This is a genomic window from Cupriavidus sp. DF5525 (assembly GCF_040149425.2).
Taxonomy (GTDB): Bacteria; Pseudomonadota; Gammaproteobacteria; order Burkholderiales; family Burkholderiaceae; genus Cupriavidus; species Cupriavidus pickettii_A.
In genome coordinates this window covers 2688250-2703387 of sequence record NZ_CP168265.1, presented here as the reverse complement: position 1 = coordinate 2703387, position 15138 = coordinate 2688250, and the positions used below count along the sequence as shown (strand labels likewise).

12 protein-coding genes and 2 pseudogenes are annotated in these 15138 nt (G+C 62.8%); 5 read left to right on the top strand and 9 right to left on the bottom strand.

Annotated elements, in window-relative coordinates; genetic code table 11:
- Positions 1-13: 13 nt before the first annotated feature.
- The 4 genes from cyoD to cyoA are packed head-to-tail and all read right to left on the bottom strand — an operon-like array spanning position 14 to position 3993.
- A complete protein-coding gene (cyoD, locus tag ABNX08_RS12585; RefSeq protein WP_022535583.1) occupies positions 14-391 on the bottom strand; it encodes a cytochrome o ubiquinol oxidase subunit IV in 378 nt (125 codons plus the stop codon).
- Positions 388-1020 carry a cytochrome o ubiquinol oxidase subunit III gene (gene cyoC, locus ABNX08_RS12580; RefSeq protein ID WP_022535582.1) on the bottom strand — a complete coding sequence of 211 codons (633 nt, stop codon included), beginning with the start codon at positions 1018-1020 and terminating at the stop codon, positions 388-390. Before cyoC ends, cyoD begins: the two co-directional genes overlap by 4 nt.
- 2 nt (positions 1021-1022) lie before the next feature.
- Positions 1023-2999, bottom strand: a complete 1977-nt coding sequence (cyoB, locus tag ABNX08_RS12575) for a cytochrome o ubiquinol oxidase subunit I (protein WP_022535581.1) — start codon at positions 2997-2999, stop codon at positions 1023-1025.
- A 1-nt stretch (position 3000) separates the two neighbouring features.
- Entirely contained in the window at positions 3001-3993 is a 993-nt protein-coding gene (gene cyoA, locus ABNX08_RS12570; RefSeq protein ID WP_022535580.1) for a ubiquinol oxidase subunit II, read from the bottom strand.
- 198 nt (positions 3994-4191) lie between these two features.
- Between cyoA and ABNX08_RS12565 the strand changes: the two genes are divergently transcribed.
- From ABNX08_RS12565 to ABNX08_RS12550, 4 genes are all read left to right on the top strand, one after another.
- Complete coding sequence (locus ABNX08_RS12565) at positions 4192-5583, top strand: PLP-dependent aminotransferase family protein (RefSeq protein ID WP_041681088.1); 1392 nt, start codon at positions 4192-4194, stop codon at positions 5581-5583.
- 189 nt (positions 5584-5772) lie between these two features.
- Positions 5773-6747: a fatty acid desaturase gene (locus tag ABNX08_RS12560; RefSeq protein WP_349609256.1), complete on the top strand. Its 975-nt coding sequence runs from the start codon at positions 5773-5775 to the stop codon at positions 6745-6747.
- On the top strand, positions 6734-7561 hold the full coding sequence (locus tag ABNX08_RS12555) for a PhnD/SsuA/transferrin family substrate-binding protein (RefSeq protein ID WP_041681087.1): 828 nt from the start codon (positions 6734-6736) through the stop codon (positions 7559-7561). The genes ABNX08_RS12560 and ABNX08_RS12555 overlap by 14 nt, the downstream gene beginning before the upstream one ends.
- Before the next feature lie 144 nt (positions 7562-7705).
- The gene (locus ABNX08_RS12550; protein WP_022535576.1) at positions 7706-8104 is read left to right on the top strand and encodes a nuclear transport factor 2 family protein; all 399 of its coding nucleotides are present in this window, start codon (positions 7706-7708) and stop codon (positions 8102-8104) included.
- 89 nt (positions 8105-8193) lie between these two features.
- Here ABNX08_RS12550 and ABNX08_RS12545 read toward each other — a convergent pair whose 3' ends face one another.
- Both ABNX08_RS12545 and ABNX08_RS12540 read right to left on the bottom strand, forming a co-directional pair.
- Positions 8194-9348, bottom strand: coding sequence for a hypothetical protein (locus tag ABNX08_RS12545; protein ID WP_022535575.1), 1155 nt, complete (start codon positions 9346-9348; stop codon positions 8194-8196).
- Positions 9349-9483: 135 nt separating this feature from the next.
- Positions 9484-9688 (bottom strand): annotated as a pseudogene (locus ABNX08_RS12540) (rod shape-determining protein); the annotation flags it as partial.
- A 346-nt stretch (positions 9689-10034) separates the two neighbouring features.
- Between ABNX08_RS12540 and ABNX08_RS12535 the strand changes: the two are divergent.
- Positions 10035-13427, top strand: a complete 3393-nt coding sequence (locus ABNX08_RS12535; RefSeq protein WP_022535574.1) for an adenylate/guanylate cyclase domain-containing protein — start codon at positions 10035-10037, stop codon at positions 13425-13427.
- A gap of 61 nt (positions 13428-13488) precedes the next feature.
- Here the strand turns inward: ABNX08_RS12535 and ABNX08_RS12530 are convergent.
- From ABNX08_RS12530 to ABNX08_RS12520, 3 genes and pseudogenes are all read right to left on the bottom strand, one after another.
- Positions 13489-13813 (bottom strand): annotated as a pseudogene (locus ABNX08_RS12530) (isocitrate/isopropylmalate family dehydrogenase); the annotation flags it as partial.
- A 60-nt stretch (positions 13814-13873) separates the two neighbouring features.
- Positions 13874-14035 carry a hypothetical protein gene (locus ABNX08_RS12525; protein ID WP_374063604.1) on the bottom strand — a complete coding sequence of 54 codons (162 nt, stop codon included), beginning with the start codon at positions 14033-14035 and terminating at the stop codon, positions 13874-13876.
- Between the two features lie 28 nt (positions 14036-14063).
- Positions 14064-15044 (bottom strand): TonB-dependent siderophore receptor, encoded by a 981-nt coding sequence (locus tag ABNX08_RS12520; protein ID WP_374063603.1) that lies wholly within the window; start codon positions 15042-15044, stop codon positions 14064-14066.
- Between the last annotated feature and the right edge of the window lie 94 nt (positions 15045-15138).

The window sequence follows — 15138 nt, the reverse complement described above, 5'->3', positions numbered from 1 at the left end:
TTGCGCAAGCGCGCTAGTCTTTGGCACGGGCCCGTTCGATGGACATGTCGGTCGGCATCATGTTGATATCGGCGTTGTGCATCACCCACAGCGAGCCGGCCACGACGATGACGATCAGGAAACCGGTACAGGCAAAGATGGCGGTGTTGCCACGCTGGCCAGGACCGGTGCCGAGGTGCAGGAAGTAGACGAGCTGCACCAGCAGTTGCGCGACGCAAAGGCCGACCACCAGCGCGATCGCGGCATGCGTCTGCAGCGATCCGGTCATCACCGCCGCAAAGGACGCAATGGTGAGCGCGACCGACAGCAGCAGGCCGACGGTGTAGCCGCGCACGCTGCCATGCACGGCTGGCTCGTCCGCATGGACGGAATGCAGATGGGACGGCTTCATGCGAACTCCCGCAGGTAGACAAAGGTGAAGACGCAGATCCAGACCAGGTCCAGGAAGTGCCAGAACAGGCTCAGGCAGGCCAGGCGGCGGCGCACGATATCGTCCAGCCCGAAATGCCTGACCTGGTGGATCATCACCGCAAGCCACAGCAGGCCAGACGTGACATGCAGCCCGTGCGTGCCGACCAGCGTGAAGAAGGCCGACAGGTAGGCGCTGACACCGGGACCCGCGCCCTGGTGCAGCAGGTGCGCGAACTCATAGACCTCCATGGCGATGAACAGTGCGCCGAGCGCGAACGTCACCGCCAGCCAGCGGATCATCCGCGGCGCGTCGTCGGCGCCCTGCCTGAGCATGGCCAGGCCGAAGGTATAGCTGCTCAGCAGCAGCACCATGGTTTCGGCGAACACGAACGGCAGCTCGAACAGTTGCCGCCCGCCGGGGCCGCCGGCGGTGTTTCCGGACAGCACGCCGAAGGTGGCGAACAACACCGCGAAGATCAGGCAGTCGCTCATCAGGTAGAGCCAGAACCCCAGCGGGGTGTGCGAGCCGGCTTCGTGATGGTGGTGCGCCGCGTCGTGGGCCGCCTCGTGCCCGGGATGGTGCAGGGTAGGGGAGAGAGTCGGGTTCATGGTCAGGCAGCTTCCTGCAGTTGTGCATAGCGCGCGCGCTCGATGCGCTCGACTTCGGCGGCCGGCACGTAATAGTCCACGTCGCGGTCATAGCTGCGCACGACGAAGGTCGCGATGGCGCCGACCAGGCCGACAACGGCAACCAGCCACATGTGCCAGACCAGCGCGAAGCAGCACAGCAGCCCGAACGCCGACACGATGAAGCCTGCCGAGGTGTTGCGAGGCATGTGGATGTCTTCGTAGCGGGCGGGCTGGCGCCACGCGCGCCCGGCTTCCTTGTCATCCCAGTGCTGTTCCAGCGACGTGATCTGCGGCACATGGGCGAAGTTGTAGAACGGCGCGGGCGATGCCGTCGACCATTCCAGGCTGCGGCCATCCCACGGGTCGCCGGTCAGGTCCTGGTTCTGCTTGCGGTCGCGGATACTGACCGCGAACTGCACCATCATCGCCAGGATGCCTGCGCCGATGACGAAGGCGCCCACCAGCGCCACCACCAGGTAGGGATGCCAGTCGACGTTGGCATAGTGGTTCATCCGGCGGGTCATGCCCTTGAAGCCGAGCACGTAGAGCGGCATGAAGGCCAGGAAGAAGCCGGTCAGCCAGCACCAGAACGACACCTTGCCCCAGAACTCATTGAGCTTGAAACCGAACACCTTCGGGAACCAGAAGCTGATCGCGGCCAGGCAGCCGAAGAGCACGCCGCCGATGATCACGTTATGGAAGTGCGCGACCAGGAACAGGCTGTTGTGCAGGACAAAGTCGGCGCCCGGAATGGCGAGCAGCACGCCGGTCATGCCACCGACCGCGAACGTCACCATAAAGCCGATGGTCCACATGGTCGAGGTATGGAAGCGGATCCGTCCCCGGTACATGGTGAACAGCCAGTTGAAGAGCTTCACGCCGGTGGGGATCGAGATGATCGAGGTCATGATGCCGAAGAAGGCATTGACGTTCGCCCCCGACCCCATGGTGAAGAAGTGGTGCAGCCAGACGAAGAACGACAGCACGCCGATCGAGGAGGTCGCGTACACCATCGACTTGTAGCCGAACAGGGGCTTGCGCGAGAACGTGGCGATGATCTCGGAGAAGGCGCCGAACGCCGGCAGGATCAGCACGTAGACCTCCGGGTGGCCCCAGATCCAGATCAGGTTCACGTACATCATGGCGTTGCCGCCGAGCTCGTTGGTGAAGAAATGCATGCCGAGGTAGCGGTCGGCGGTGAGCAGGGCGAGCGTGGCGGTCAGTACCGGGAAGATCGCCACGATCAGGATGTTGGTGATCAGGGCGGTCCAGGTGAAGACCGGCATCTTCATCAGGTTCAGGCCCGGTGCGCGCATGCGCAGGATCGTGACGATGAAGTTGATGCCCGTCAGCGTGGTGCCAAGCCCGGATATCTGCAGTGACCAGATGTAGTAGTCAACGCCTGGCGTGGGGCTGTAGCCGAGCTCGGACAACGGCGGGTAGGCGACCCACCCGGTGGCCGCGAAGTCGCCGACGAACATCGACATCATCACCAGCACCGCGCCCATTGCCGACATCCAGAAGCTCAGGGAATTGACGAACGGGAAGGCGACGTCGCGCGCGCCGATCTGCAGCGGCACGATCACGTTCATCAGCCCGAGCACCAGCGGCGTCGCGACAAAGAAGATCATGATCACGCCGTGCGCCGTGAAGATCTGGTCGTAGTGGTGCGGCGGCAGGTAGCCCGCGGCATCGCCATAGGCGATCGCCTGCTGGGCGCGCATCATGATGGCGTCGGCAAAGCCGCGCAGTAGCATCACCAGCGCCAGGATGATGTACATCACGCCGACCTTCTTGTGGTCGACGGAGCAGATCCAGTCGCTCCACAGGGTCTTCCACTTGCCGTAGTACGTGATGGCGCCCATCAGTGCGGCGCCCAGCACGATCACGACGGCCAGGGTCCCCATGATGATTGGCTCATGCAGCGGGATGGCGTCGAGGTTGAGTTTTCCAAGCATGTTATTGCTCCATGCGGCCCACGGGCGCCGACGGGACGCGCTGGAAGGCCTGCAGAGATTCGGGGGCGTCCGCGCGGCAGACCTGGCCGTTTGCCATCATGTATTTGTCGGCGACCTGGTCGAACAGCTTCGGCGCGACGGAGGCGTACAGCGTGACCGGGTCCTTGCTGCTGGGCAGTTCCAGCGAGCGGTAGGTCTTGAGGTCGAGCGCCTGGGACGAAGCCCTGGCGGCGCGGATCCAGGCGTCGAATTCCTCGCGCGAGGTGGCCAGGGTCTTGAAATGCATGTCCGAGAAGCCTGGGCCGCTGTAGGCGGCAGACTGCCCGAGATAGACGCCTGGCGTGTCGGCAATCAGGTGCAGGCGTGTCTGCATCCCCGCCATGGCGTAGACCATGCTGCCCAGTTGCGGAATGAAGAACGAGTTCATCATCGATTCCGAGGTCAGCCGGAAATTGACCGGCGTGCCGACCGGGATCGCAAGCTGGTTCAGCGAGGCGACGCCGTACTCGGGATAAATGAACAGCCACTTCCAGTTAAGCGCGATCACATCGACCTGGATCGGCTTGACCTCCGACTGCAGCGGCCGGAAAGGATCGAGCTTGTGCGTCGAGTCCCAGATCAGCACGGCCAGGCAGGCCACGATCACGCAGGGGATGCCCCAGACCACGATCTCGATCCTGGTGGAGTGCGCCCATTTCGGGGCGTAGGTGGCGCGCGTGTTGGTCTCGCGGTAGCGCCAGGCGAACCACAGCGTCAGGACGATCACCGGGATCACGACCATCAGCATCACGAACAGGGCGATCAGGATCAGCGACTTCTCCTGTTCGCCGACGCTGCCTTTGGGCGAGAGCAATTCCAGGTCGCAGCCAGCCAGCAGCGCGCTGCCGGCAGCGGCCAGGGCAAGCGTGGCGAAGCGAGGGGGCGATTGCGGGGACGTAAGGGGGAACGGGCCATGTCGGTTCTTGTCTGCCGGCCCGGCGGGAGGTTTGAGCATTTCGGACACCTTGGTTACGCATCACTGCGGTATCCGTCGAACCTTGTCGTCCGGCGCAAGCGCCTGCCGTGTCGGCATCAGCCCGTACCCGCTGCGCGACGGTCACGCCGGCGTGAGGGGAAGGTTGTATGGATTACCGTGATGATGTCTGGCATGCTAGCGGAAGACAAAACCCATACATCGAGGACATTTTTCTCCATGGAAGCCATGCAAGAGGCGGATTCCGACACAAAATGGGATTTAAGGATCACGCGTGGGGCCGGTGCCCGGTACGTGCAGATCGTCGAGTTCATCGAGCGGGCCATCGGGGAGGGGCGGCTCGTCGCCGGAGACCGCGTGCCGCCGCAACGCAGTCTCGCCAAGGCGCTAGGTGTCGATCTCACCACCGTGACGCGCGCCTATACCGAGGCCAAGCGGCGGCACCTGATCGATGCCAGGGGGGCGCTTGGCACCTTCATTGCCGCCCCGCGCGCCGAACTGGCCAGGGTGGTGGACATGAGCATGAACGTGCCGCCGCCACCAGCCGGGCTGGACTTCCAGGACCTGTTGCGGCGCGGCCTGTCGCAGGTCTTGTTGCGCAGTGACCCGCATCTGCTGATGACCTACCAGCTTGGCGGCGGCAGCGCTTCCGACCGGGCGGCGGGTGCGCTCTGGCTCGGTCAGATCTTCGGGCACACCGATACGTCGCGGCTGGTAGTCTGCCCCGGTGCGCAGGCCGCCCTGGCCGCCCTGATCCTGACCCGGACCCGGCCTGGTGATGCGATCGTGACCGAGCCACTGGCTTATCCAGGCATTCGCGCGGCTGCGGCCCGGCTCGGGCGGCGCGTCATCACGGCGAAATGCGATGCAGACGGGATGCTGCCTGGCGCGCTCGAAGCGGCCAGCGCCGACGGTGCGACGCTGGCCTACCTGAACCCCACGACGCAGAACCCGACCACGCATACCATGCCGGCCTCGCGCAGGGAGGAAATCGCCCGCGCTGCCGCGCGATGCGACATCACCCTGCTGGAGGACGATCCCTACTGGCTGCTGACGCCCGCCGCGCCTGCGCCGCTGGCGCAGTTTGCGCCCGCACGGACCTACTACGTATCGACACTGTCCAAGACGCTCAGCCCCGGATTGCGGACCGCCTATGTCCTGCTGCCGGAAGGCCGCGGTGGCGACGACCTGCTCGCGGCACTGCGCGCTTTTGCCCTGATGGCCGCACCCATGACGGCGGCCCTGGCGACGCAATGGATGCACGACGGCTCGGCGATGCAATTGCTCGACGGCATCCGCACCGAGGCCTTCGCGCGATGTGAACTGGCCAGGCGATGGCTGAGCGGGATCGGGCAACTGCCCCCGAGCGCGATCCACGCATGGCACCGCCTGCCGGACCACTGGTCAACGCATCAGCTCACCAAGGCAGCGCTGGCGGAGGATTTGCGGGTCACGCCTTCTGACGCATTCTGGGACGGGCCTGGTCCGCCGAACGCGATCCGTATCTCGCTCGGCGGCGTCGAAGACCGTGCGCAGCTGTCACAGGCATTGCGCAAACTGGCGGCGTTGCTGGAGCGCAGGCCAACGCCGGGGCCGGATCTGGTGGTCTGAGTTGTGGCGAGGGGAGGGAAGCCCCCCTCTCATCACGCCAAAGAAAGATTCCATCTGACCTGATGCGTTCGCGCACGCGATGTGCGCTGCCCGCCCGGCGGGTCATATCGTTATCGGCAATCCTTCGTTCCGGCTGCGCGCACGGCGCCCGTATGCTGTGCCTTCGTTTCACAGCGCAATCCCGGACCGATGGCCAACTATCTCGACGAACGACAGCGCGCGGAGCTCGCGCACGCTGCCCGTCACTGGTTGTGGCGCAGCGAACTGCCGACGTGGCTGCTTATCGCTGCGGTGTATGCCGCCTGGTTTGGCGTGGCCGCGAATGCGAGCCGCCTTGGATTGCCGCTGGCATGCGTGCTGCTGACACTGTGCACCACATGGTACCTGTCATTGCAACACGAACTGCTGCATGGCCATCCGACGCGCCTGCCGTGGCTCAATGCGCTGCTTGGCGCTGCGCCGCTCGGGGTCTGGCTGCCATATGGCCTGTACCGTCGCTCGCACCTGCAGCACCACGACGCCGAGCTGACGCATCCGGCCAGCGATCCCGAAAGCTATTTCCTGTACGCGGTGGACTGGCATGCCACGGGACCCGCGATGCGCAGGCTATATGCGGCCCGCAATACGTTGGCGGGGCGGGTGCTGCTGCAACCGGCTTTCTCGATCTTCGCCATTGCTGCCGATGCCTGGACCAGGCTGCGGGCCGGGGACTGGCGCGACCTGCCGATGTGGCTGGCCCACCTGCTGGCGCTGGCCTGGCTGCTTGCATGGCTGCAAACGTCCTGCGGCATGCCGGCGTGGCTGATGCTTGCGGGCGTAGCCTATCCGGCGCTGTCGCTGTCGGCGATCCGTTCCTTCCACGAGCATCGCGCCACCGACTCGCATGCGGCACGCAGCGTGATCAATGACGCTGGGCTGGCGTGGCGCCTGCTGTTCCTCAACAACAATTACCACCTGGTTCACCACGATCTTCCGTCGGTGCCGTGGTTCGCGCTGGCCTGGGTCTATCGCCGCCGCGCCGATGACTACCTCGCGCGCAATGACGGCTTTATCGTCCGGGGCTATGGCGAATGGCTGGTCCGGTATGGATTGCGTGCGGCGGCGCCGGTTGCGCATCCGTTGTTCCATGGGCCCTCGGGTCGGCATCCTTATGGCGAAGCCTGAGCGCTGGGTAGCGGCGCTACCGATGTATAACGTCTCGCCGTCGTTGCGAGCGGACTGGCTCACGCTGATCGATCGCGTCGCCGAGACGCTGCAGCGTACCAATGCACAGTTGATCCTGACGGCGGTGGACCCGGGGGAGGAGCCAGACGCGCTGCACGCGTTCTGGCGGCGCGAGGATGTACTGCTGTCGCATACGTGTGGCTATCCGCTGGTGCACGGGCTCGCACCGCATGTGCGGCTGATCGGCACGCCCCGGTTTGCGGTGCCGGGTTGCGACCGGGGGACATATAGCAGCGCGATCGTCGTTCGCGCGAATGATGGTCCCGCTACGCTGGCCGCATGCAGAGGAGCACGCGCTGCCTGCAACAGCTCCGACTCGCATAGCGGCATGAATGCGCTGCGCCATGCCGTAGCGCCGCTCGCGCAGGCGGGCCGGTTTTTCGGGGCAATCCTGCACACGGGTTCGCATCTCGGGTCGCTGGCCGCCGTCGCCAATGGCGAGGCGGATGTGGCAGCCATCGATTGCGTGACGCTGGCGTTTGCCGCCGAACACTTCCCGGCGCTGGTGGCTGGGCTCCGGCAGATCGGATCGACGCAGGCGGTCGCCGGGCTGCCGTTTATCGCCTCACGCCGGGTTGGTGCTTCGCTGGTGACGCAGCTGAGGGTGGCAATGCGGGAGGTATTGCGCGATGACGCGGGCCTGCGCTCCCGGCTGCGCCTGGAAGACATCGTGCCAAGCACCGTGGCCCACTATCTGCCAATTGCGGCGATGGCGCAGGAGGCGCGAATGCGAGGGTATTGCGCGCTGGGCTGACCTCATGGAAACACTTAATATGTGAAGCCGCCATCGTGCAGCAGGTGCCAGGGCGTTCTTGCGACGTGTCGCCAGCGAACACCAGCAGCTTTTCGCCCACGCTGCCGACGGTCTGCGTTTTCAACGAATGATCGGAGGACTATTGTGGTCACACCACCGGAAGCGCTATACACGCAGCAAGTTCGCACCTACCTCGGGTTGTTGGAGCGCGGCGATGTCGCTGCCATCTGTGCGTTGTTTACACCGGATGCGCAGATCTACTCGCCGTTTCTCGGCTGGATGGCGCCTGCGCCATTCTTTGCCAAAGTCAGTGAAGCATCGGGCCGCAGCACGATTACGCCTATCGACGTCTGTGTGAGCACGACCGGAGCTCGACGTGCGACCGGTTACTTTATCTACGACTGGATGTTGAAAGACGGATCGACTGTGCGCTTCGAATGTGTCGACGTGTTCGAGTTCGACGTGAACGGACTGATCGAGCGGATGGTCATCGTCTACGATACGCATCCGATCCGTAGTACGGTCGGCGATAAATACGCGTAGTGGAAAGCCGGACGACAGCGAGGGTCGATGCCGCGTCCGGCGTCTGCGGCGGGTAGGCGTGTGCATTCCAGCGCGCCGAACTCGGTTCGCTAGCTCGTTTCGCTAACGCCTGCATTAAGAATGCGTTTGTAAAAGCCGAGTTCGTTGATGATCGCCTTGCCACTATTGGCTCGCAGCAATGCCATCTGCTGCTGCGCGCGCGCCGTATCGCCTCGTTTCGCCGCCACGTAGCCCAAAAGCATCCATGGGTAGCCTGCGCCTGGGTCGATCTGCGTGGACCAGGCCGGCGCATGCGCGTTCAAATAGGCATAGCCATTGTCATAGTGGCGCTGGGTATCCGGCGATAGCGGGACTTCATAAAGCTGCGGGAAAACTTGCGTGACCGTGCCGGGATAGAAATTCGGATTGATCGTGTTCTCGGAATCCGCGACAGTAAGGGCCGCGCCATTGGATCGCCCCTGAATGCCGACGGCTACCGATGCGGCAATCTGGTTGTAATAGCCCGAGTCCGCATCGCCGAGTGCATTGAGCGCATTGGCAAAGTCCACCAGTCCCCGGTAATTTTCCGTATTGTCCTCTGTGTAAGCAATGCTGGATGACGTAAAGCTCGCACAATAAGTCGGATGGGTCGGTGGCGTGTAGTCTTGCCGGAAAACCGAAATCAGGCCATCCGGCTTTTGTGGAACGGCCAGATTGGCGTAGGCGATGGCTTTCAGCTGCGGCAGGTTATTCCGAAACCATGCGACGTCGCCCGTCACTCGCATATACTCTGCCGCCAGCGACAGGAAGGTCGACGCATACGAATCGTTAGAGTCGGCGGGGCACTGGATTGGCGAATTAAAATCACCGGCAAATTTAATGTCGTTGATGGTGTGGTTCGCGGGATTGACGTTCTTGATGTACAAATCCATGTAAGTCCGCACCTCGTTCGGGCGGTCCTTGATGAATGCGAACAAGCCAATATTTGCGAAGTACCAATTCAGCCAATGGCTTCCGGCGCCAACCTGATAGGCCCCGGCAAAGGGTCCGGTGGTAATCTTCAATGCGTCCAAATTCGCGAGGACATCGAATCCGGATTGATTTGCGTTGGCAAGCTGATGCGTTGCGGTTGAACCGGCAGGCGCCGCGGTGGATTCTGAAGAGTCGCCGCCGCCGCAACCGGCCAGCGCCATCGAAAGAGCGGTCAAGAGCACCAATCCCCTGGAGGGACGGCCATGCAAAGGGTAAATAAATTTCACATCCATATTGATTTCTATTGATTTAAATCCGAATTTCAGATCGAAGGCTATTCATGTCCGTGCGTCGGACCGATTCGACAGCACTTCGCGATCAAGCAGTACGTGCTCGGCGCATTGCGGCGTAGTCATTACTCGTACGAGAAAGAAGCTGCCGAGCTTGTCAATGCGTTTGGGCGCCATGGCGGCGCCCCGCACTGCGCAGGTCAACGGATCTTCGGCCACCAGCATTGGGTAGGCTGGTTTCCCCGGCCAGGAGGCGATCCAGGTCACGCGGCTGCGCGCCATCGCCGGTCAGCATCAGGCCGCGCTCGGCAATGTCGGCACAGCGTTCCGATGGGGTCTGTTCTTGCTAGCTGTTACGAGCTGCCGAAGAGCCCCGGGGCAGCCAAGACCACCTGGGGTAGTGATGTAGGAGAACTGTTGATTACATCGCCTACCACCACGGAACGGAACAGCCTCTCAGTCCGACGCCACGAGTGACGCGAACCTGACTTCCTTCGTTCTGGCCCGTAGGACCGAATAGTCAGCGGAAGCGGGATGATACATGATGACTCTGTTCACTCCCGGCTCCAGGCCCTCTCACCAGACCCTGCCCCCGTGGCAAGGTGGCAAGCGCGCCGCCTATCTCTTGCGCGTCGCGATCCTTGCGCCTCTAATGGGCTATTGACAGGCAGTAACTGTCAGAGGGTGATATGCGCTGCAGCAAGTGCGGGTTCGACAACCCTGCGGGAGGAAAATTCTGCGAGGAGTGTGGGGAACGCCTTGTGCAGATCTGCGCGCAATGCGGCTACGAGTCAGGTCCGACCGCAAAATTCTGTGGCGCGTGCGGCGTACTGCTTACGAGGCCGGCCGCAGCCGCAACGCCCGTCGTTCCTGCACCGGTTCACTACACGCCCTCCCGTCTCGCCGAGCGCATTCTTGCCGAGCATGCGGCGATGGAAGCCAGGGGACAGGCTGCCGGCGAACGCAAGACCATAACCGCGCTGTTTGCGGACATGGCCGGCTCGACGGCCCTGATCCAGGACCTCGACCCGGAAGAGGCGCGCGGGCTGATCGACCCCGTGGTGGCGCTGATGATGGAGGCCGTTCACCACTATGAGGGCTACGTCGCCAAATGCCTGGGTGATGGCATCCTGGCGCTGTTCGGTGCGCCGATTGCGCACGAGGATCACGCTCTGAGGGCGTTGTACGCAGCGCTGCGCATGCAGGAAGCGATGCGCCGCCATGGTGACCGGGTCCGCCTGGAGATGGGTATCCCGCTGCAGGTCCGGGTTGGCGTGCATACCGGCGAAGTCGTGGTGCGCTCGATTCGCAAGGATGACCTGCGCACGGACTACGATCCGGTGGGGCACACAATCCATATCGCCTCCCGGATGGAAGGCGTCGCGACACCGTCGTCGATCCTCGTCAGCGAATCGACCCACAAGCTCACCGAGGGGTACTTCGAATTCAGAGCCCTGGGGATTACGCGCGTAAAGGGCCTCCGGGATCCGCTTTCGGTGTATGAGGTGCTTGGCCCCGGCGTGTTGCGCACACGCCTGCAAGTGGCGGCGCATCGCGGGCTGGCGCGGTTTGTCGGCCGGCAGCCCGAACTGGGGTGCCTGCACGAGGCGCTGGAGTCGGCCAAGGCTGGGCATGGGCGGATCATCGGCGTGGTCGGCGAGGCGGGCGTTGGCAAGTCGCGCTTGTTTCACGAGTTCAAGGCACGCTCGCAGCAGGGATACAAGGTGCTCGAAACCTTCTCGGTTTCGCATGGCAAGGCGTTTCCCTATCTGCCGTTGATCGATCTGTTGAGAAACTACTTTCAGATCACCGCGCAGGATGACGAACGGCTGAATCGCGAGAAGGTCACCGGCAGGCTGCTCACTCTGGATCGTACGCTGGAGGACCAACTTCCTTATCTGCTCTATCTGCTGGGTATCAGCGAACCGGGCTCGGCATTGCCCGCGATGGACGCCTTCCTTCGGCGCCAGCGCACGTTCGAAGCCATTGCCAGGCTGCTGGTGCGCGAGAGCCAGAATCAGCCGCTGATGGTGCTGTTCGACGACTTGCAATGGCTGGACAGTGAGACGGAGACCTTTCTCAAACTCCTCATCGAACATGTGTCGGGCGCGAGAATGCTTCTGCTTGTCAACTACCGTCCCGAATACGCCCATGACTGGGGCCGGAAGCCCTATTACACCCGATTGCATCTGGAACCACTGGGGCAAGGGGAGGCACGGGGCCTCCTCACGGCACTGCTGGGTGAGCATCTCTCGCTCGAGCCGCTGAAACTGCAAATCCTGGCGAAGACGGAGGGCAACCCATTTTTTATGGAAGAAGTCGTCACGACGCTGGCCGAAGAAAACGTCTTGCTTGGCCAGCCGGGCAGCTTCCATGTCGAGAAGGGCCTGGTTTCACTTCATATTCCGACCACTGTGCAGGGGGTGCTCGCAGCGCGCATGGACCGGCTTGCTGTCGCGCAGAAGGAGTTGCTGCAGACGCTCGCGATCATCGGCAAAGAGTTTCCCTTAAGTCTGATCCAACATGTCACCGCACTGCCGGATGATGAACTGCGCTCGCTTCTGGGCGACCTGCAGGCCGGCGATTTCATCTATGAGCGTCCCGCATTCCCCGAAGTGGAGTACGCGTTCAAGCACGCGCTTACCCAGGAGGTAGCCGCGAATTCGCTGCTGACTGACCGGCGCAGTGTGCTGCATGAACGCACGGCCCGGGCCATTGAGATACTGTTTCCAGGCCGGCTGAGGGACTACTGTAGCGAGTTGGCTCACCATTACAGCAAGAGCGGAAATACCCGGAAGGCAATCGAATATCTGCACCTGGCGGGCCAGCAGGCCTTGCAGCAGTCGGCTCATCTCGAAGCGATCCGTCATCTCAGCGCAGCTCTCGAGTTCCTCAAGTCGTTGCCTGACACTCCCGAACGCGCACGCCAGGAACTCAGCCTGCTGCTGAGCCTTGGCATTGCCTGCATCACTGCTCGAGGTCACGGAGCGCCGGAGGTGCAGACGATCTACACACGTGCATTAGCCTTGTGCGAACAGGGCGGGGAAACACCACAGGTGTTCTCCGCGCAGTTGGGGATGTGGTCTTTTTACCTGTTGCGGGGACAGCTCCAAACGGCACAGGCTCTGGCAGAGCGGCTGCACGGTCTCGCGCAGGACACGCAGGAACCGGAACAGCTCGCGGAGGCGCACCGCGTTCTGGGAGTCACGCTGTTCCGCCAGGGGAAGATAAGCATGGCCCGCACCCACATGGAAGAGGCGCTGACACTGCACCGCCCCGATCGGCAGTCATACGGACATCTGCTGCGTTATGCGCGAAACCCGGCCGTTCATATGCGCAGCACCTTGAGCTGGATTCTTTGGTATCTGGGCCTGGCGGACCAGGCCTGCACCCGAAGTGAGGAGGCAATGGACCTGGCCAGGAAGGCCTCCGATCCGTTCGGCCTGGCGCTGAGCCTGATTTTCGCGGCCGAATTGCATCAGCGCCGGTGCGACGTGCAACGGGCACTGGAGTGTGCAGACGCAGCGATCGCACTGTCGAATGACCATGGGTTCCAGCTCTATCTGGCGTGGGGAACGATCCTCCGCGGCTGGGCGCTCGCCGAACACGGTTCCCATGAGGACGGTATCGCCCAAATGCGGCAAGGCTTCCGCGCTCTCGAAGCCACCGGAGCGGTACTCGGGCGGCCCTCGCTTCTGGGACTGCTAGCCGATGCTTATGGAAGGGCCGGACAAGGCGAGGCGGCACTTCGCGTGCTGAGCGAGGCGCTGACACTGGTAAGCTGCACCGGCGAGCGGTTCGATGAACCGACACTGATTCGGCTTAAAGGAGAGCTGCTGCTGATGACGGCGGAGGACAAGGAAGCGGAAGCGTGTTTTCGGAAAGCGATTGCCCTCGCCCGGGACGAAGGGGCCAGGTCGATCGAGTTCCGGTGCGCGCTGAGCCTGGCCCGGCTTTGGCACAGCCAGGGCAGGAACCGTGCAGCGCGGCAGATGCTTGCCGAGATACAAGGCCTCTTCAGGGAGGGGCTTGATTCCGTGGATTGGCGTCAGGCAAAAGAGCTGCAAGAGATTTTGTCCTGATGCCGAAGGACTCGGAAGCGTGGCCGCCGGGGCCACTGAAACGCAACGGTTACCCTTGGCTTCACAGCCCGGCGTTTTCCACTTCGGCAGCGATGGCCATGCCCAGTTCCGTTGTCGACGCGTTGCCGCCGAGGTCGGCGCTGCGCGGGCCGTGAACCAGCACATGCTGAATGGCGGCAAGAATGGCATCGTGCGCCTTCCGCCCTGCATCGCCATCCGTGTCGAGGAAATCGAGCATCATGGCGCCTGACCAGATCATCCCGATGGGGTTCGCCAGATTCTTCCCATAGATGTCGGGCGCAGAGCCATGCACCGGCTCAAACAGCGACGGGAACCTGCGCTCCGGATTCCAGATTGGCTGAAGGCGCCAGTCCGAGCGTTCCGGTGCATTGGCATGCTTGCATGCTGGCACCGGGCCATCCTTTGCCGATGGCATCGGTCCGAAATCAGAACTGATATCGCAGTCCGGCGACAAATTGCCGGCCGAGTCCCGGAATGACCGCAAGGTTGCCCCACGACGCAGGATAGTAGTTCTTGTTGAACGCGTTATGGACGTCCATGAAGACGCGCGTGCGGCGATCGATCTGCCAGTAAGTAATCAGCTTCACGGTGGCGTAGGCGGGTAGCGAGTACGTATCAGTGGCGTTGCCCGAGCGCGATCCCACATAGACGATACCCGTGCCGACGCCATAGCGTCCGCCGGACCAAGGCATGGCATCTTCCCGAATCGCCAGCAGACTGGCGCTGACCTTTGAGGATGTTGGTCAGGCGGGTGCCGGGCGCAATGAAGTTGTCCTCGGTGACTTTGGCGTTGGCCAGGGCGAAGCTGGTGCTGATGCGCCAATGCTGATCGAGCTGCGCGAATGCGTCCACCTCCAGCCCGCGGCTCGTGGCTTCGCCGGCGGCGACGTTGAAGTTGGGGTTGGTGGGGCTGCGCGTCAGGACGTTGTTCTTGCGGATATCGAATGCCGCAAGTGTCGCTCCCAGTCGCGCGTCGCTGGACTGCCACTTCAGGCCCGCCTCGACGGCGCGTGCATGCTGAGGATCGAACGCATTGCCAGCTTCGTCCACGCTGCTGTTGGGGCGGAAAGACTTGCCAAGGGACAGGTACGCCGAGAGCTGGGCGGTCGGCAACCACGTCAGCCCGATTCTTGGCGAAACGGCTGTCTGGCTTTGGTTGGTCGACCTCCCGGTGAGGAGGTTATCGACCGACTGGTGGTAGTTGTCGAACCGGACGCCTGCCAGCAGCTTCCATCGCTCTCCAAGCGAAACCTCATCCTGAAGATAGGCGCCGACATTACGCTGGTTTTCACGCGTCGGTATGTTTGGCGATACCGGCGGTTTCGCTTGCCCGTACACCGGCTCGTAGATATCAATCGCGTACGGATTCGTCGCCAGGTTCGAATAGGCGATATCCATACCCATGAACAGGCGCGACGCTTCGACGCCAACAAGCGATCCATTTGAGGCGCCCAACAATCTGCTCGTACGGTGCGGCAAAACGCAATTCACTGCGGTGCGGTGCGCTGCGATCGGTACCATCGTCGGTGCGACTGCTCTTAAGCTTGGGTTACGCAGCATGACTGCGCCGCTGTGCTGTGTCTTCTTGGCATCCAACCTTTCAGGAGCGTTCTCATGGCCCTTCGGGATTTCAAAGTCCCTACTACGGACTATCACTTTCACACGCTGGCGCAACTCGCTGATGCTGCGG